The organism is Fibrobacter sp. UWH4, assembly GCF_900142475.1.
GTDB lineage: Bacteria > Fibrobacterota > Fibrobacteria > Fibrobacterales > Fibrobacteraceae > Fibrobacter.
Map to the genome: position 1 here is coordinate 168,397 of NZ_FRAY01000002.1, position 17,989 is coordinate 186,385.

Below are 17,989 nucleotides of genomic sequence, written 5' to 3' on the forward strand. Positions count from 1 at the left end.
GTTTACCTACTCCACTTCGTAATCAGTGTTATGGCGAATTTCACGGATGCGGACAGATGTTCCTTCGCGAAGGCTAATCAAACCGGACGTTATCACCGTATCGCCTTCGTTGAGGCCTCCCGTCACATTGACCGAAATCGGCGTACGGAGACCCGTCTCGACATGCTTGATCTTTGCCTTGCCGCCGGTCGCCACAAACACGTAGGCGCCATCTTTATCGAGAGTAAATGCTTCGGCAGGAACCGGGATACTTTTAGCAGCGCCCGCCTGCATGGTCACATTCACCTTGGCGTAAGAGCCTGCCAGAAGTTCACCGTTCGCATTGTCAATTTCAACAAGGACCTGGCGCGTGCGGCTGCTTTCGGAAAGGGATGCTTCCAGGGCCTTCACCTTGCCAGACTTGGCCATGTTACGCTCTTCGTCCTTAACGTCTACCGCGTCGCCCACCTTAAGCGTAGTGGCATAGCGCTGCGGAAGCGCAAACTTTGCCTTGAGCTTTTTCACTTCGCTAAGCGTTGCAATCGATGTACCCGTCGTAAGCCAGGCGCCCACAGAAACATTCACAAAGCCGAGCTTGCCTGCAAACGGGGCACGCACTTCGGTCTTCGCGATTTGCGCCTTGATAAGTTCCACCGAAGCTTCCGCCGACTTGAGCGAAGCCTCTGCCGCTTCCATATCCGCCTGAGTGGCACCATCCTTTTCGTGAAGGGTCTTGGTGCGGTCAAATTTTTGCTGGGCCAGCTGCTGGTTCGACTCCGCCTGCTTGAGCTGCGCTCTCAATTCGGAATCGTCAATTTTAGCGAGAAGCGTACCCTTCTGTACCGAGGCGCCATCCTTCGCGTAAAGGTTCATGAGCCGGCCCGAAGTAGCCGCCGTCAGCTGCACGCTGTTCAGCGGTTCGAGCGTCGCCATTGCAGAAAACGTCTTGCCCGATTCATGGGCTTCGGCAATGTAACCTTCTACCGCGATTTCACGAGCGGGCCTGCCACCCGGACCACCTTTGCCACCAGGGCCGCCCTTGCCAGTAGCACCCTTACCAGGCGCCCCTGCACCGGGAGCGGAATCGTTACTGCAAGCAACCAATAGCAACGCGACAGATAAAAATGCAAATTTTTTCATAAACTTTAGATGATTAAACTGTATAAGGCGTTGCAAATTATTTGTCATTTCCAATTCCGAATTCTGAATTCCGAAATCTGAAATTTCTAGAATTTCACATTCATGATCAAACCGCTGCCATCCTCGTAGAATTCAGGCACAAATTCCATTCGTTCGGTAAAGGACTTTGAAGAAGTGGCACGGTAGACGCGGATGGTGTTCAGCATCGAGACCACGCGGTTCAGGAGGAGCGCACCGACCGACACTTGGAAAACGATGCGGCTCACGCGGTAATGACGCAGGCGGCTCTTGTATTCGTCGATATGTTCAGTCGTCTCGGGATTGTCGCTGGAGCCCCAATCCCACTGGATGCTGGCATTGAGGTCTTCGTCGATTTTCTTGCCGGCGCGCAGCTGCGCCTGGTTGTAGTCCTCGTCCATGTCAGGCGACGAGTTCTGCCCCGCGACACCCCCACGGCTGCGGTAATCGCCAACCGTATTGAGCATGTCCACATCCCGGCTATTCGATGTTAGCCCCGCATGACGCACCGCATAATTGTGCGCCGAGGTTATGTAGCGTTCACCGATGGCATACGAACCGATGGCGGTAAACCAGAGGGCAATGTCCGTCCACACGAAAGGCCGCACGAACTGCCGTTCGCCCAGGTAAAGTTCACCCATACCCGGCAACAGGGCCGAGGCGCCCATGCCCAGGTACCATTTTTTCTCGGAATTCTTGCTCACGCTTTCATCGACCGAAACCACCACCTGCGAAAAGGCGGTCGCCACGGCAAAAAGGAGCACTACAAGGAACTTCATCAGAATCCCCAACTAGCCTGCACGTTCACACCGAAGCCGTCCACAAAGGACACTCCGCTATCGAAATGCAAATGGTCATACCAAGACAAGTCTTCTTCGTAGAGTGTCTTGTTATGCGCGTTCGCCGTAAACAGGGCGTCCACGGCCGAAACGATATGGTTCAGAATCAGGCCGCCAAAGAACCACGCCTGCATGTCGGCATAATCGTTCGCCTTGCTGCGCAGCGAACGGTATTCCTTCTGGCGAGCGGACTTGCCCAGACCCACCGTCGCAGAATTCGGATCTTCCAAATCGAGTGCCGTCGCAACAGCAGGATCTTCGACATCGTCCCAACCCAGCACATACGCATTGTCGGCAATCAGCTGGTAGACTTCGGAAGGATTATCCATCTTGACCGTCTTCATTTCTTCGCCGAGGCTCTTCGGATCTGCCACAAAATCATTCACGTAGTCCACGTCATTGTGATACAGCTTGTCGCGATCATAGCAGCCGTGGCGTGTCGCATCGCCGAAGATTCCTTCGCAGAACGACTCGCGAGACCCCAGGTAACGACGACGGAATTCCGATTCGTAGTTCAGGCCATCGGCATTGTACAGGTCGCGCATTTCGCTTTCATAGCGACCGATGGAGTAATGCTTCTTCGCAAAGTCCTTGTACTTGTCCACCTGCTTGTCGTACTTGTACACCGAGTAGTAATACCAGCTACCCCACAGCGCCGCTTCGAGCGCCAGGTAGACCACCCCACGGGCGTACGTGAACGTGGAACCGCCCACATAAAGTTGACCCGAACCCGGAATCACGAGAGAGAGGAACATCGCCTTGCGCGGGCTCTTGTAACGGCCCCTCATTTCATCGATGCCGTTCACCTTGGATACCTTGACGGGGCCAAGCAACTCGCGACGACTCATGCTACTGGAGGAAGGCGCTTCTGCGACAACCGAGGAACTGGAAAGGGCGGCAAGCGAATCGCGCTTTTTGGCCTCTTCAATCGCCGCATTGATAGCGGCTTGCTTCTGGGCAGCATAATCTACGACCGCCGAATCAGCTGTCGAGGCCGAATCAACCACCGCAGAATCGGAGACAGCAGCCAGAGCCGTATCGGCACCGGCGACGACAGAGGAATCGAGTTCCGCGCCGCTCGACAGCCCTTCGGTAGATTCAGGGACATTTGCGCTGCTAGACGCGGGCACTTCGGCAGGTACAGCGACCTGAACGCTGCTGGAGCTTGCGACCTTCGCGCTACTTGAAACAGGCCCTTCGGCAGGCTCAGGGACCTTTGCACTGCTGGAGCTAGCGGCTTTAGCGCTGCTAGAAACTGGCGCCGGTGCTGCAGGGGTGACCGCGGCGCTTGAAACCGGAGCGGGGGCAACACTACTGGAAGACGCAACCGCGGCAGAGGACTGCTCGGCAGCCTCGGCCTCCGCCTCGAATTCCGCAAAAAGGTCACGCGGCTGAGCAAAGGACTGCACCGCCAAAAGACTTGCCACACAGGCTATAAAAGAAAACTTGCGCATACAACGATAAAATAGAAAAAACACTAAAAAAGAACCGCCCCCGAAGGAGCGGTCCGAAAGATTTCTAGTGATTTAGAAAGGGTTTAAGCCGGAACTTAAGCCTTCTCCGCAACCACCCAAACCTTGACCTGAGCTTCAACGTCGCTGAAGACCTTGATCGTCACGGTGTAAACACCGAGCTGCTTGATCGGTTCTTCGAGAGCAACCTGAGCACGGGTAACCTTAACGCCCTGCTTGGTGATGGCGTCAGCGATGTCGGCAGCGGTCACAGAACCGTACAGACGTTCGCCTTCCACAACGCGGCGTTCGAGGTTGACAGAAACCTGAGAAAGCTTGGCAGCCACGTCACCAGCGGCAGCGAGTTCCTTCTGGAACTGAGCTTCAACAGCAGCGCGGTTGTTTTCGATTTCGAGCTTGGCTTCCTTAGTTGCGCGAACAGCGAGCTTACGCGGGAAGAGGTAGTTACGGGCATAGCCGTCCTTAACCTTCACGACGTCAAGCATCTTGCCCAAGTGGGGAACGTTGGCCTTAAGAATAATTTCCATAGTCTAGTTCCTCCTTAGCGCAGACTGTCCGAAACGAACGGGAGAATAGCCATCTGACGGGCACGCTTGATAGCTTCGTTCAGCATACGCTGATACTTGGCGGAGGTGCCAGAAATGCGGCGAGGAATGATCTTACCACGTTCAGAGATGAAGCGACGAAGGGTCTTTTCGTCCTTGTAGTCAATGAACTTGATGTTGTTTTCCGTGAACCAGCAAGTCTTCTTGCGGCGGATACGCGGAGCCTGCTTCTTATCTTCAAAAGCCATTATTCAGCCTCCCCTTCTTCTGCGTCAACCGGGATGATTTCTTCGGTGGACTGGGTCTGAGTTTGGTCGTAAACAATTTCGCTCATCGGATAATCAGCGAGAGTCATCCAGCGGAGAACGTTTTCGTTCAGCTTGAGAGCGGCTTCCACAGAGGCGACCGTAGCGGCTTCAGCCTTGTAGTAGAAGATCACGTAAAAGCCATGCTGGCGCTTCTTGATGGAGTAGGCGAGCTTGCGCTTGCCCCAATCGTCGCGGCGGAGGATTTCGCCGTTGCCTTTGGTGATGTTGGCGGCGATAGTCTCGATTTCGGCCTTGATAGCGTCGTCAGAGATCATAGCGTCGATGATCACCATCGTTTCGTATTGTCTCATATAATGAGTCCCTTTGGTCTATCGCCCGGGAGACCGACATTGGCCCCGGGAGGGTTCCGATAAAAATCGGTGCACCAAATATAGAAAATCAGGAAAAAATGTCAAACTGCGGGAGGCAGTCCGCCCCAAAACAGTCCCTACGCCCCGAGCTGGAGCCCCAGGAAAAAGGTGTTCGACCACCCCTCGACACCCCCGTGGACGTATCTTTGCCCACCCACTTCAAAAGAAATCCATGTAGAACGGAGCGCACCTTTCGCCCAGGGCCACACTTCCAGCAGGTTGAAAGCCACCCCCGGCACAAGGCTCAACATCACGTCCTTCGAAAAATTGTATTCGACCTGGACAAGCCCCGTTACCGCGAACAGCCTAGACACGTTATAGCCGCCCCCTAGGCCAAGCCCGATAGAGAAACCGTCCATAGCGAACAGCTTTCCGCAGTTCGTCTCCGTTTTAGAGGAATCGTCCGTTTCTTCAAGATCTTCGTCATCCGCCTGCTGCCACCAGAAACGGGCACGCGTTTTTTTTGAATCCGCCTCTTCCCGGTCCACCACCTGCTTGCGGAATTCCGAGATGCTCGTATTCTCCAGCCCCAGGAACGGCCCCGCAAAAAGAGCAAATTCATCGTAAGCGGAATGAAACCTCACATGAATCCGATAGCGCTGGAACATGACCATCTTGTCGCGGTCCAGGTCGCCGCCGAAAAAACGCACCTCGAAACTCCCACTCACCAAATCCGAATAAAAATACTCCAGCTGGCCCTGCCACGAGCCCATGCAGTCACATTCTTCAATCGGGCTGAAGACACCTGCCGCAAGTCCGATCGAAAGCCCCGCACCCGTGTAGGCGGACTGCCCCGGAAGCGCCACCGATTCCCGTTTCGGAACCGATTCGGCATCATTCGCCGAAGACTCCCCCGCGAGTGAATACGACGGGAGCAAAAGGACAAAGGCGATGAAAATAAAAAGATGCGGCACGAGAAACAAACTAGAAAAAAAAGAAGGGGGAAGTTTCCCCCTCGCTCGCACGACGCACGCTAGTCGCTCGCTACCCCTTCGCCTAGGGCTCCGCCCTAAAACCCGGATAGTTTATCGCGGCATTCGGCTCCTCTGTGAGCAACAAAGCCCCCAGGTGTTAACTGGGGGCGGTTGCGAGAGCGAGCGCTCAGGGCACGTACTTAGTACGATTGGGCGCGAGCGGTCTTTAATCGTGGCCCTTGATTTTTCAAATCAAGGGCGCGACTCGTCGGCTCACCAATACGAAAGTGCGAGCACTTTCGTGCTGGATTCGCCTCCTAGTCGTTCATCATATGATTATAGAACTTGCGGTAGTTGTCGCGGTCTTCGGTTTTGCGGACGGCGATAGCATCCTGCGGGTGGCGGTTCAGCATACCCGTAATCATCTGCGGGATGATGTAACCCCATTCATACTTTTCCTTGAGCGGCAAGAACAGTTCCTGGTAGGCATCGAGCACCGGACGCAGGTCGTACTTCGGGTTCTTGAGGAAACCGAGGAGCAACTCGGTGGTGCAGTTGCCAGCGCCACGGCCCATGCCAGACACGGAACCGTCGAGGAAATCCACATGGTTAATAATTGCCTGGATCGTGTTGCTGAAGGCAAGCTGCTGGTTGTTGTGGCCATGGAAACCGAACTTCTTGTTCTTCACGATTCCCTTGTAACGAGTCAGTTCCTTGTCAATGTCTTCCTGGTAGAAGGCACCGAAGCTGTCGACGAGGTAAAGCACGTCGGCCTTGCACTCTTCGTTCACCTGATGCAGGGCTTCGTCAAGTTCCGGACCACGGTCACGGCTCACGGCCATGATGTTGAGGGTTGTTTCGTAACCCATGTCGTGGAAGGCATTCACCATCTCGATACCCTTGTCGATGTTCTTCACGTAGCTTGCCACGCGGAACATCTGGTACGGGCTTTCGCTGGCGGGCTTCACGGCGTCCATGTTCACGCGGCCCACGTCAGCCATCACGGCCATCTTGATGTTGGATTCGATGCCGTCTTTCACCTTCCACAGGAGATCGTCTTCGCAGAACTTCCACGGACCGTATTCCTTGGGGTCGAAGAGTTCCGGAGAATTCTTGTAACCCATTTCCATATAGTCCACGCCGGCGGCAGAAAGGAGTGTATAGAGGCGACGCACAAATTCGAGGGAGAAGTCGTGCTTGTTGACGAGACCGCCATCGCGGATGGTGCAGTCGAGGACCTTGATGCTTTCGTAGTACATAGTGGTTATGAGGTCGCTTCGCTTTGAGGTATGAGCGTCGCCGCGAGCGGCTAGTGGTTAAGGTTAATTGTTTCGCAGGCAAAGATAGGTTATGCAAAGGCTTCGGTCAAGAAAAAAAGTTAACCGTCTACAAAAAAGCTAATTTTTAACGCAGATTTTGCGTAATTAGTTGAAAATTCAATCAAAAATAGAGTAAAACAAGGAACCTGACACAGCAAGAATTGTTCGCTACGGCAAATTCTAGAGCTTAGGAGCACTAATTTCGGGTCAATCCGAGGCAATTCCGTCCACCACGCCAAAACCTATCACTCTATTTTTTCCGCAGATTTTGCGTAAATAAATAAAGCGGTATGTTATAGATAAAAACTATCTTTAATCAAAGAAAAATTGTATAACCAAATAACCCGATTTCGGTTGACAGCGTTATTGTTTTTGTCTATATTATTCCTACACAAACGATAGGAATTAAAAAAATGACTCAAAAAATGATGAACAAGTGTTGTTTCTGTTGGGGTCGATGTCGAACGGGCGACTAGTTTTTAGGCTTTTATCTAAAACAGATTCCCGCTCGGTTTTGTCTCCGGAGCGGGATTTTTTATTCGAATTTTAACAATAAATGGCGCATGGCGCTAAAGGACTTCAAAAAATGTCAATTTCCAAGTATATCGAAACGAAACTCATCCACGGCGGCATCGATGGTGACAAGGTCACCGGAGCCGTTAACGTGCCCATCTACCAGACTTCTACCTACAAGCAGGCGGGTCTCGGCGAAAATACCGGCTGGGAATATTCCCGCACGGGTAACCCCACGCGCGCAGCCCTCGAAGCGCTGATTGCCGACCTTGAAGGCGGTGTCGCGGGCTTTGCTTTTGGTAGCGGCATGGCGGCTACCTCTACGGTGCTTTCGCTTTTCAAGCAGGGCGACCGCATCATTATCTCTAGCAATGTTTATGGTGGTACCTTCCGCGTTCTGGATAAAGTTTTCAAGAACCTCGGCATTACCTATTCTATTGAAGATACGACCGACTTGGCAACGCTCGATACCAAGGTGACGCCCGATGTGAAGGCCTTCTTTATCGAAAGCCCGGCGAACCCGCTCCTGACCGTGACGGACTTGGCGGGAGTCGCCGCGATTGCGAAGAAGCATGGAATTCTGACCATTGTCGACAACACCTTCATGACTCCTTACTTGCAGCGCCCGCTGGAACTTGGCGCCGACATCGTGGTGCATTCCGCGACCAAGTACTTGGGCGGCCACAGCGATGTGGTGGCAGGCCTCGCCGTAACGAATAACAAGGAAATCGCAGAAAAGCTTGCGTTCAATCAGAATGCCGTGGGTGCGGTGCTCGGCCCCTTCGATTCGTTCCTCCTGATTCGCGGTATCAAGACGCTTGGCGTGCGCCTCGATCGCCATACCGAAAATGCGGAACGCATTGCCCGCTACCTGGAACAGCATGAAGCCGTGAAGCGTGTTTATTATCCGGGACTCCCGACCGCTCAGGGCTACGAAATCAACAAGAAACAGGCCAAGAACGGCGGCGCCATGATTTCGTTCGAACTTTACGAAAACTACGACATCAAGAAATTCTTCAAGGCACTGCAGCTGATTTCGCTGGCCGAAAGTTTGGGCGGTGTTGAAAGCCTCGTATGCCATCCGGCCACCATGACCCATGCCTCTATTCCGAAGGAAATCCGCGAAAAGGTGGGCATTACCGACGGACTCATTCGTTTGTCTGTAGGTATCGAAAAAGTCGATGACATTATCTTGGATTTGAACGCCGGCATTAGCGCCGCAAAGGAAGCATAATATGCATTACTACGAATCGATGCAATCTTTAATCGGGAAGACTCCGCTTGTAAAGCTTAACCATGTCGGACTCCCCGAAGGCGTAAACCTGTTTGCTAAACTCGAACTCTGGAACCCCTCGGGCAGTGTGAAGGACCGCACCGGCCTTTACATGGTAAACGACGCGATTGAAAAGGGTCTCCTGAAACCGGGTGGAACCATTGTGGAAGCCACCGCAGGCAACACCGGCCTCGGCATCGCCTTCGCGGCACTCAACCGCGGCATCCGCGTGATATTCGTGGTGCCCACCAAGTTCTCGCAAGAAAAGCAGACGCTCATGCGCGCCCTCGGTGCAGAACTCATCAACACCCCGCGCGAAGACGGAATGCTCGGCGCCGAAAAGAAGGACGAAGAACTCCTGACGCAAATTCCGGGCTCTGTTTCGCTAAGGCAGTTCCGCAACATGGCAAACCCGCTGGCCCATTACGAAACCACCGGCCCCGAAATCTACGAGGATCTGGACGGACAAATCGACTACGTGGTCGCAGGCGCAGGCAGTGGCGGCACCTTCAGCGGAATCCTTAAGGCGCTCAAGGAAAAGAACCCTAACATCAAGGGCGTACTCGCAGACCCCATCGGCTCTACTATGGGCGGCGGCGAACATGGCGACTACAACATCGAAGGAATCGGCAACGACTTTATCGCCGACACCATGGACATGTCGCTCGTAGATCAGGTCATCAAAATCAACGATGACGACGCCTTTGGCGGTGCCCGCGAACTCGCCAAGAAAGAAGGAATCTTCGCAGGCTCCTCTTCGGGTGCCGCGTTCACCGCTGTCAAGAAACTCATCGCCTCGGGCGCCCGCGGAAACATCGTGTTCGTAGCACCCGACCGCGGCGACCGTTACTTTAGCAAGGGATTGTATGAGTAAAGTGCGCTGTACCTAAAATACGGAGTCCTGTTCGTCTTCAATTTTATCCGCATTTTTGAAGAAATAATAAAGAATCAGGAATCCCTGGCGGGAAGAAATCTCGCTTGCGGAACATTCGAGAACAACCATATCAAGATTGTCGGCGAGTTTTCCTCCCTTACCCCAGATGGCGGCCAAAGTGCGTGCGCCACCTTTTAAGGTGTGCATCCAATAATAGCCTTCTTGAAAAACAGATTCCGGATCAATTTCATCACGAATCGTAGCTTCGCCGTACTTCTTTGCGATACGGTCTTTGGTGGTATTGAAAGCGCCCTGCAATTCTGTTCCATAGTCGTTTGTACTGATGGCCGAAGATAATGCCTTAATCTGGTATAAGCCCTTATTTTTGTCGACAAAAACAAAATAATACTCAAATGACGGGTGACTTTTCTTAGGCTTGATTATGTAAGCGTCATTTTTTACGAATTCGGGCTTGCCCTCGCATTCCTTGGCAATCTCCTTAATCGACATACCCATCTTTAAACCAAAAGGCGACGCCATGGCAAGAGTGGGAAATATCGCCATAATCATAAAAAAAAGAATCTTTTTCATATTATGCCTCCTGAAAAGAGTGTTTCTGCCCACAAAGATACATTCTTCGAGTGTCAAAAGATGACAATCACGAAATTTTTCGTAAAAAAGCGAAAATTCAGACAGGTATTCAACAATAATTTTCTTGAACTTTGTCGACTTTTATCGACGTTTTAAGCATTTTTCGCCACTTTTCGGATTCTCTTTCACAATGTCTAGAATCTGTTTCTGGCGTTCGCTGATTTTTACTGTGACATTTTACTGTGACATTTTTTGATTTTTCAATCACAGCTTTGTCCTTGACTCCCTTGTAATCAACATGCAAGTAGCGGTTTCTCAGTTCGTTGTGTTCGCCCATCAGCAAATTACGGAAGAACTTTTCGAGGTGTTCCGGCTCTTGCTGGATTCCCTTCCGCACATTCTTGTAGTTCGCACGGACAAGGGCATTCCTGAAATACCACGAATTTTTGGCGAAAATGTCGTTCCCGACTTTAAAGCCCATGGAACGCAGATACTTGATGGTAAAAACCGCAGTCGTGCGAGTATTGCCCGTTCAGCACCCATTCCTTTTTCGAAATATTGTATTTGCGGATTTCTCCAGCATGTTTGAACACCCCCTCGAAAAGCCGCTTGTGAATTGCAATCAAAAAAGAGGGTGAAAAATTGAACGACTTTTCACTCAATATTTGCGCAATGCGGGCAGAAACTTTGTCAGCTTCTTCAGTATCGTCTTTGTCGTCGGAACGCTCCGTCTTCGATTCGTAATAAGAATCAATGAGCTCCTGAGCCTTGTTCAGGGAAATCTTCCCTTCAATGTTCTTCTTGGCGACTTCGAGCAGATAATCCGAAGGCGTCAGGCCATCAACCTGCTGCAAGCCGATAGCCGTGGACCACGCGTAGGACTTTTCCCGCTTGGCGGGCTCGACCTGACGGATGTATTCTTCAAAATCCAGTTCTGACGGTTTCTTTCGCATCGGAGTTCTGCCGTTTATGTTTGATATAACTTTTATTTACTATGTTACTATAAGAGAGTTAAACGCCTTTCGCTGGTAAAGTCGGTTTAAATTGGACTTTTAAATTTAATGCACTAGCAATTTTTTGTTTTTTTGAAATATCAATATTGTTTGTATAAACATAATTTCGTACTATGTCGCAAAGTAAATTATGAACAAGCATATTTTTCTTATAAAACTCTTTGTGAAGTTCTTCAAGTTTTTTCATATTAAATCTTCCTGATGATAACGCTACAGAAAAAGCTGTTAATTTAGCGATAGGAGAATTGTTTTCTGAATTGATTTTAAAAGCGACTTCATCTGCAATCAAGGATATGTTTTTTTGAGCAACAGCATTCGCGATCTTGTATATCATCATATGGCAAATAAAATACGACAACATTCTCACAAAATTATTTGCCGCTAGTTTTATTTTTTGAGGGTCATTCTTTTTATGATTCTTTTTTTCTAGTTCTTTTGTTACTGCTAATGTCAAATCATCTTTTGCCCGAATTAGATCTTGACAAAAAAAGTCTAATGTTCTGAAGCCGCATTCAAAAACATTTTGCATCATTTCCTGAATTTTTTCTTTTGCAATCGATGCATATCGGTTCTTTATTATTTGACCAACAATTTCAATTGATCTAAAAGACTGTAAGATTGGAGCGAGGACATCCGATGAGTCAACATTTTCCTCTTTTTCAAGGCTGATTTCCTCGTCAACTTTATCTATATTGTCTTGAATAACTTTATGGGTTTCATAAGGATCTACGTCGCCTTGAATAACAGAGGATGATATTTTTTCAACAACTTCATTTATGAAATTAAAGTACTCGCTTTTAGCATCAAGAGTTGCTGGTTTATAATGCTCAAAAGGCAACATTGTTGCAAAAGAAACCTCATCCAGCAGGTTTTCACTTTCAGTATAACTAGAAATAAAAATTAATATATTTGCATTTTCTAGTGAATTTAAATTAGAACACAGATCTTCAACAATTTTCTTCCCCTCATCCCTATCTATGGTCTTTGCTATTTTTCCTGCAACTAGATAATAATAAATGTATTTATAAGAAAATGAGTAAATTTCGTCATCTTTTTTCAAAAGATTTGCTTTTAGACAAGTAGATAATAAGGCATCTGGAGAACCAAGGATGTATTTATTAGCGTATTCTCGAGAAAAAGCGTCGAAATCTTCTTTTGTAAATCGAGTATCCTTCTTTTTATAAAGAAAAAAAGAAAATTCTTCTAAAAATTTAATATGCATATTAAACTCATCGTCTTTGACGCATCCATTTTTCATCAAAGACAAATAAATTAGCGTCCTGTAACATTCTGAATATGATGTTTTTTCGAAATTTCTTGCAGGGAAATTCTTTTGAGCCTGCAATATTATCAGCATATATAAAGGATACGATGGAACGATTTTGTTTTGTACAACTCGCCTTAGCAAAAGACAATTATTTTTTAGGAAGTCCAAATCATCATTTTGATCTTTGTCAAAATCTTTGTCTTCGTAAAATGCGTAATATTTTTCACATAATTCGCTTCTTCGGTTATTATTGAACGGAAGAATTCTAAAAAGAGAAATTTTATCACCAAATATGCTCTTTAACTTAATTTGCCAATTCAAACTTGAATTAGTAAAAATAATTATTTTTTTGAATACGCTTTTCAAGTAATCAAAAAATATTTGGAAGTTTTCTTTTCCCAAAGGGTCTAGAGAGAAATCATCTATAAATATAATTTTATTTTCATCCTGTCTAAATTCATCAAAAGAAGAACAAGCAGAAACGTACTGTAATCCATATGTTTTTTTTATAATTTTTTCAAAATCGTCTATTTCTCTTTTTTTTCGGACTAATAGGTCCTTGTTTTTTACGTAAAGAGATAGATTTGAAGTTTTTTCTGTGTCAAAAAATAATTTTAACGCAAGAGATGTTTTCCCGCTTTGAGCGTCCCCCTCTATAACAATTATTTCCGAATCATCATCTAAGACTTTTTCTGACGAAATATGATTTTTGACTTCGTTTGATGTCGTTTTTTCCAAATCTGGATAAACAAATATGTCATTTATTACGGCTTGCTTTCCATTCTTATTTGGTAACGTAAAATTGATTTTTTCAATACTATTGATAAAATCTTTTGAGTGGCTTTTGCTTAAAAGCCCTGATTCCGTTTTTTCAGCAATAAAAGAAGCTTTATTTTTTTCACAAAATAAATCATCCGCATAAAAATATGTTTTCAGCCTTATATCTTTCGTATTTGAATCAAATACAATCGTTTGAAATTCTGAGCAGTCTTTGCCATCTTTTTGAAAATTGAACGCCGCTCCGCAAATATCAATAAATCCATTTGCTGTCAAATCATTATTTTCTTCTCTAACAGTAAGATTATGTTCATGACCGCAAAAGGCAAAATCAAAATTATTTTGCAAATATGTCCTAAACTCATTTCTATTATTTTCTTGATTTTGCGAAGTTAACCAAGATAAAGGATGGTGAAAAATTGCTATTCGAATTGTCCCGTTAGAATCAAAACGAGGAAATTTTTTTACAGGAATAAAAAGACGGGATTCATTTAGTGATGATGTTAACGCTGTGTTTATTTCATAAAAACCTAAATGACAATCCGCTGTTTCTTCAGTTTCATAAAAAACAAACTTCTCAAATTCATGAGATGACTGATTTATTTTTCTATAAAAATCCCAATAATCAGATTGAACGCTTGCACAAGTTTCAATTATACTATTGTCAAGATTATTGTATCCGTTATTTTGAATATGTTGTAAGGTGATATTACGAATTCCTGAATTTTTATTGAAATCGCAATCATGATTTCCTGGAACTAAATAAACACCTGTCGGTTTCTTTATTTCTTCTTGTATTAGTAGCAAAACAGATTGAATCCAATCTTCAGCTTTTGCGTACTCTTCCTTTTTCCCTGAGAAAGCGATATCCCCGGAAAAAAGTACATATATATGGCTAACATCAATCCAGTCACTTTTAATGGCTAAAACGATCTTTTCTGCTGGTTTAAGCACAGAATCTTCTTTTATGTGTAAATCTGAAATATGAAGAAATCCGATTTTTGCCATTTTGCATTCCTTTTTTATAAAAATAATAAAAGTTAAATGGTAAAATCAAAATATTGTTTTATAGTTTTATAAATATAGAACGATTTTAAGGCAATGATATTCGCCTATTCGAGAAAAAGAGTGTGCAAAAATTCAATTTTCAATAAATCCTGCATTCAATCTAAACTGATTAGGATCTATTGTCATCTTATAAATTTTCATTTCAGGATTAAGCCATCGCGCCACTTTCAAAATTTCATCCTGCTTGTCTTTTTCCACATTGACGCCGAGATAGAGTTCGCAAAAACATTCTCGACCTATAACCGGATAAAAGCGAACATCTTCGTAATCAACCGAACCGTCTTCCTTTTTAGCACTTTCTGAATATTCTGAAGGAATTGTTCCAACTAATGGATCTGTCAGCAACAAGCGAACTTCTTTTTCATGCTCCCATTCCTTAGCTTTTGTTGACAGCTGGTAACGGGTGTAATTAATCATGTCGATTTTGTGAAAGAAATCCGGTTTATTGACAATGTCCTTGTACTGCACTTCTAATTGTTGTACGCCCAAATAGACTCCGTTCATTACTCGAGAAAGATACTTCTCTGCTTTTTCCATGTCGATACCGATACAGACACCGCTGTAACTGCTGTAAAAGCACCACATAAGCAAGGAATCATAGACCTTTGAAAGACTACAAATCCAAGTACGTTTTCGCAAGTTCTTATATTGGCAAGACTCCAATTCCTCAATTAAATGTGCCGACCATATCTTGCATTTTTCTGCAGGAACTTTTGAAAAGTCTATCAAACTGGGATGACAATCAAAAGGGTCGTTTAATCTTGTGGCGTTAACGAATCGAAGATTGTGGCATTTCATCATCTTCAATCCGCCATAGATATCAAGATATTTGTATAATTTAGAAGCGCTCATAAAATTTATTTCACCCTTATTTGTATTTTAGATCGCCTCTATCTATAATCAATTCACAATACCCTTCATTAAAAGCTTTTATTTCTCTAAGTCTATCAAATTGATAGTCCAACTCCATTCCTGCCATTATTCCGGCAGAATCTATTTCCTGCTGAATGTTTTCTGTAGTTAGTTCAGATTCTTGCTTGTGAGGATTCATTTGTCGAATCCGTCCGTTAAATTCGTCGCAACCAACAAATAATCTTTTTCGTTCCTCAAATGGTAAGGTGCTTGGAATTTTTTTATTTATCCTATACTTACATAATTCCCAAGATAGTATAACTTTTTGACGAGGATCCATTTTTTCTTTTTCTAATGCTTGGTTTAGTTGATTTATAAAAGCGACTTCTTTAAATTCCTCTTGCGATTCAAAATACCGTTTTCTTTCTGCTACAATTTTTTTATTCGCTTCTAGCACCTCCTTATAAATTGAATCCGTATATTTTAAAATATATGGGGATTCGTTTGAAGTTAAAATTTCTGATATTTCTTTTCCATTTACCACATCAATGACATAGCGTTGATCAGGCTTCTTCAATGAAAAAATTTTGGATCCAAACGAAAAATCCAATTTATTGACTTCTAAGTATTTTGAATATATTTTTTCATTTCTATAATAAATATTTAATAGGAATAAGGCGCCTAAAGCACGAATAAGATTTTTTACAGTGCCCCTACTAACAGACGAATATCTATCATGTTTTACTGCTTGATACGCGCTTTCCCAGTCAGTTCCCTGTCTTTTATGAGCTTCTCTCAGAGGTCTAAAAACCTTATTACTATCTTCGGTTAAATTGAACGACGGACAAGTTACCATCACTATCTTCTTAGACGAATTACATTTTATATCTAATATTTTCAAGCAATCTTCATCAAAAAATAAATCTTTATCCCCTCTTTTTTTTGAGCCTCCTAAGTCAAAATACAATTCCTTTGATATGGCTTCAATTTCGACACATGTTCTAACAATCAAATCTGCAATATGCGGAGAAAAAGTTTCGATTTGCGTTTTACACGATTCTCGGATCAAGGAACCTTTTGAATAAACATATTTCTCATCTGTAATGTAAATGTATTTAGACAGTTCGAGAAGTTCTCTTTCGAGATTTAGATATGTTTGCCAATACATTTCAGCTTTTTTCATTGTCAAGTTCTCCATAAGCAAAAACCATTTTTTTCTAAGGCAAGGAAGCGATGTCATAATTGCCAATTGTTAAAGGAATTTTCGGAACTTTACTTAAAGAACCGGGATATCCATAGCCAGCTTCAATCGGATTATTTTGTATCTTGCACTTTAGTTCTTCAATGGTTTTTGCGTTAAATAAAGGTAGAATCTTCAAACAATACTGTTTCGAAGGCAATTTTTTCCACACATTTATTGAACTTTCGCCAAAAGGATTTATGTTTGCATAAACATATGAAGTAGGAAACCAAGCACCATCTTTTATATTCAAGACAGCCGACATTTGACAAATAAAAATATCTGTTTCTGCAAAAGATTCTTGAGTTATTAAAGGCTCCTTGATTCTTTTAACAGCAACATCTGCTGTAAATGAATACATTCGCGAATTTTCTTTAGAATATTCAAGATTTTCACAATAACACCCAAAATTCATAATAGAAGCGGGAGAAATGCTTCTTAGAGGAGATATTTCTTTTTGCAAAAAATAAGTATGAGTCAAAACCAAATACAGTTCTTTATATTTTTCATAATGAAGTAAATAAGTGACAGTACAAACAAATGTTTCCCATATAAAAAAATGATAGTGCTCATAATGAGAATTACTCCAGGAATTCGTGTGAGGGGGCAAAAGCATTAGTTCATTATATACATTTTCAAAGAAACGACACACGAACTCAGCTAAATCCCGTTCAGAGAATATAATTTCTTTTAAAAAATCTAAATATGAATCTCTTAATGGTTTCATAGCTCCTTTTTTCGACAAGATTTCTTGTCCGATATTATTTGAGTCCTTAATAATAAATTCTTTCGCTTTGCTTGAAAATTCTTGGTAAAAATCCGCAACAGCAGCATTCTTTCGAGTTTCATTGGCGGAAGATTTTAAAATTGATATCGACTTTGACAAGGAGGACAAGCTTACTTTATTTTCGTTCAACCATTCTGGCATACTTCCTAATTTTGGTTTAGGAATTAACGGCTTATTATAAATGTGTCTTAATAGTCTTTCATATTCATTTTCGTAATTATTTTCATCGGTAAAATCAAAATATATTCGAGATTTTATATATACAGGTCGGGTAGCTTCGTCTTTTTCATCTGTTTCTAAAACTAAAGGCAAAAATTTTGTTTGAGACGATTTCCCATAAAGTTCTGATGTGATAATGACGGTTTCGTCACCAACACCTCCAGTTCTATCATTAGCCTTTTTGGTATAAGTTTCATCGCAAAGAATCAATACATAATCAATGGATTGGTCTGCCACCATCGATTCCATAAATTTGTATTTATCTTGCCCCTCTTTTAAATCCCAAAAATCGACTTTGGTCTCTACACCGTCATTCATTAAACGAGTAGCAAGATTAACAGTCCAGTCTTTTACAGCCCAAGAGTACGATATAAAAACTTTCGGTTGTCCTACTTCATTCATTTTACACACTTCCATTTTGGATTTCTTTTCAGTATAAATATATATCATGGGAATGTCATAAAATTTCAGAAAAAATTTCGGAAGCGCTATTTTGGGCAAATTTTCGGCTCTTTGTCTAGGATGTCTGGAGAGCCTTGCCACCAAGGGTGCAAAATTTGCTCTTATGTGACGGTGCATTTGACACAAAAAATTCGTATTTATATATATT

15 protein-coding genes and 1 pseudogene are annotated in these 17,989 nt (G+C 44.4%); 2 read left to right on the top strand and 14 right to left on the bottom strand.

Features of this window, described 5'->3' with window-relative positions; translation table 11 throughout:
* Positions 1 to 6 precede the first annotated feature (6 nt).
* From BUA93_RS03525 to BUA93_RS03560, 8 genes are all read right to left on the bottom strand, one after another.
* Positions 7 to 1,119 carry an efflux RND transporter periplasmic adaptor subunit gene (locus BUA93_RS03525; RefSeq protein ID WP_072977502.1) on the bottom strand — a complete coding sequence of 371 codons (1,113 nt, stop codon included), beginning with the start codon at positions 1,117 to 1,119 and terminating at the stop codon, positions 7 to 9.
* Positions 1,120 to 1,205: 86 nt separating this feature from the next.
* Positions 1,206 to 1,916 carry a hypothetical protein gene (locus tag BUA93_RS03530; RefSeq protein ID WP_072977504.1) on the bottom strand — a complete coding sequence of 237 codons (711 nt, stop codon included), beginning with the start codon at positions 1,914 to 1,916 and terminating at the stop codon, positions 1,206 to 1,208.
* Positions 1,916 to 3,430 carry a DUF5683 domain-containing protein gene (locus BUA93_RS03535; protein ID WP_072977506.1) on the bottom strand — a complete coding sequence of 505 codons (1,515 nt, stop codon included), beginning with the start codon at positions 3,428 to 3,430 and terminating at the stop codon, positions 1,916 to 1,918. Before BUA93_RS03535 ends, BUA93_RS03530 begins: the two co-directional genes overlap by 1 nt.
* Before the next feature lie 95 nt (positions 3,431 to 3,525).
* Positions 3,526 to 3,975, bottom strand: a complete 450-nt coding sequence (gene rplI, locus BUA93_RS03540; RefSeq protein WP_072977508.1) for a 50S ribosomal protein L9 — start codon at positions 3,973 to 3,975, stop codon at positions 3,526 to 3,528.
* A gap of 14 nt (positions 3,976 to 3,989) precedes the next feature.
* Positions 3,990 to 4,241, bottom strand: a complete 252-nt coding sequence (gene rpsR / locus BUA93_RS03545; RefSeq protein ID WP_072977510.1) for a 30S ribosomal protein S18 — start codon at positions 4,239 to 4,241, stop codon at positions 3,990 to 3,992.
* Positions 4,241 to 4,612, bottom strand: a complete 372-nt coding sequence (rpsF, locus tag BUA93_RS03550) for a 30S ribosomal protein S6 (protein WP_072977512.1) — start codon at positions 4,610 to 4,612, stop codon at positions 4,241 to 4,243. The genes rpsR and rpsF overlap by 1 nt, the downstream gene beginning before the upstream one ends.
* 137 nt (positions 4,613 to 4,749) lie before the next feature.
* Complete coding sequence (locus BUA93_RS03555; RefSeq protein WP_139257739.1) at positions 4,750 to 5,586, bottom strand: hypothetical protein; 837 nt, start codon at positions 5,584 to 5,586, stop codon at positions 4,750 to 4,752.
* Between the two features lie 317 nt (positions 5,587 to 5,903).
* Entirely contained in the window at positions 5,904 to 6,845 is a 942-nt protein-coding gene (locus BUA93_RS03560) for an aldolase catalytic domain-containing protein (protein ID WP_072977516.1), read from the bottom strand.
* Positions 6,846 to 7,491: 646 nt separating this feature from the next.
* Between BUA93_RS03560 and BUA93_RS03565 the strand changes: the two genes are divergently transcribed.
* Both BUA93_RS03565 and BUA93_RS03570 read left to right on the top strand, forming a co-directional pair.
* Entirely contained in the window at positions 7,492 to 8,652 is a 1,161-nt protein-coding gene (locus BUA93_RS03565) for a trans-sulfuration enzyme family protein (protein ID WP_072977518.1), read from the top strand.
* A 1-nt stretch (position 8,653) separates the two neighbouring features.
* Positions 8,654 to 9,565 carry a PLP-dependent cysteine synthase family protein gene (locus tag BUA93_RS03570; RefSeq protein WP_072977520.1) on the top strand — a complete coding sequence of 304 codons (912 nt, stop codon included), beginning with the start codon at positions 8,654 to 8,656 and terminating at the stop codon, positions 9,563 to 9,565.
* A 12-nt stretch (positions 9,566 to 9,577) separates the two neighbouring features.
* On the opposite strand, the gene BUA93_RS03575 is transcribed toward BUA93_RS03570, so the two are convergent.
* The 6 genes and pseudogenes from BUA93_RS03575 to BUA93_RS03605 all read right to left on the bottom strand — a co-directional run bounded on the left by BUA93_RS03575 (position 9,578) and on the right by BUA93_RS03605 (position 17,958).
* On the bottom strand, positions 9,578 to 10,156 hold the full coding sequence (locus BUA93_RS03575; RefSeq protein ID WP_072978077.1) for a hypothetical protein: 579 nt from the start codon (positions 10,154 to 10,156) through the stop codon (positions 9,578 to 9,580).
* Positions 10,157 to 10,388: 232 nt separating this feature from the next.
* Positions 10,389 to 11,109: pseudogene (locus BUA93_RS03585) on the bottom strand (cell filamentation protein Fic); the annotation flags it as partial.
* Positions 11,110 to 11,167: 58 nt separating this feature from the next.
* A complete protein-coding gene (locus tag BUA93_RS03590; RefSeq protein ID WP_072977525.1) occupies positions 11,168 to 14,221 on the bottom strand; it encodes a metallophosphoesterase family protein in 3,054 nt (1,017 codons plus the stop codon).
* Positions 14,222 to 14,353: 132 nt separating this feature from the next.
* Positions 14,354 to 15,133 carry a DUF2971 domain-containing protein gene (locus BUA93_RS03595; RefSeq protein WP_072977527.1) on the bottom strand — a complete coding sequence of 260 codons (780 nt, stop codon included), beginning with the start codon at positions 15,131 to 15,133 and terminating at the stop codon, positions 14,354 to 14,356.
* Positions 15,134 to 15,149: 16 nt separating this feature from the next.
* Complete coding sequence (locus tag BUA93_RS03600) at positions 15,150 to 16,316, bottom strand: hypothetical protein (RefSeq protein WP_072978078.1); 1,167 nt, start codon at positions 16,314 to 16,316, stop codon at positions 15,150 to 15,152.
* A gap of 34 nt (positions 16,317 to 16,350) precedes the next feature.
* The gene (locus tag BUA93_RS03605) at positions 16,351 to 17,958 is read right to left on the bottom strand and encodes a toll/interleukin-1 receptor domain-containing protein (RefSeq protein WP_072977528.1); all 1,608 of its coding nucleotides are present in this window, start codon (positions 17,956 to 17,958) and stop codon (positions 16,351 to 16,353) included.
* Positions 17,959 to 17,989 lie beyond the last annotated feature (31 nt).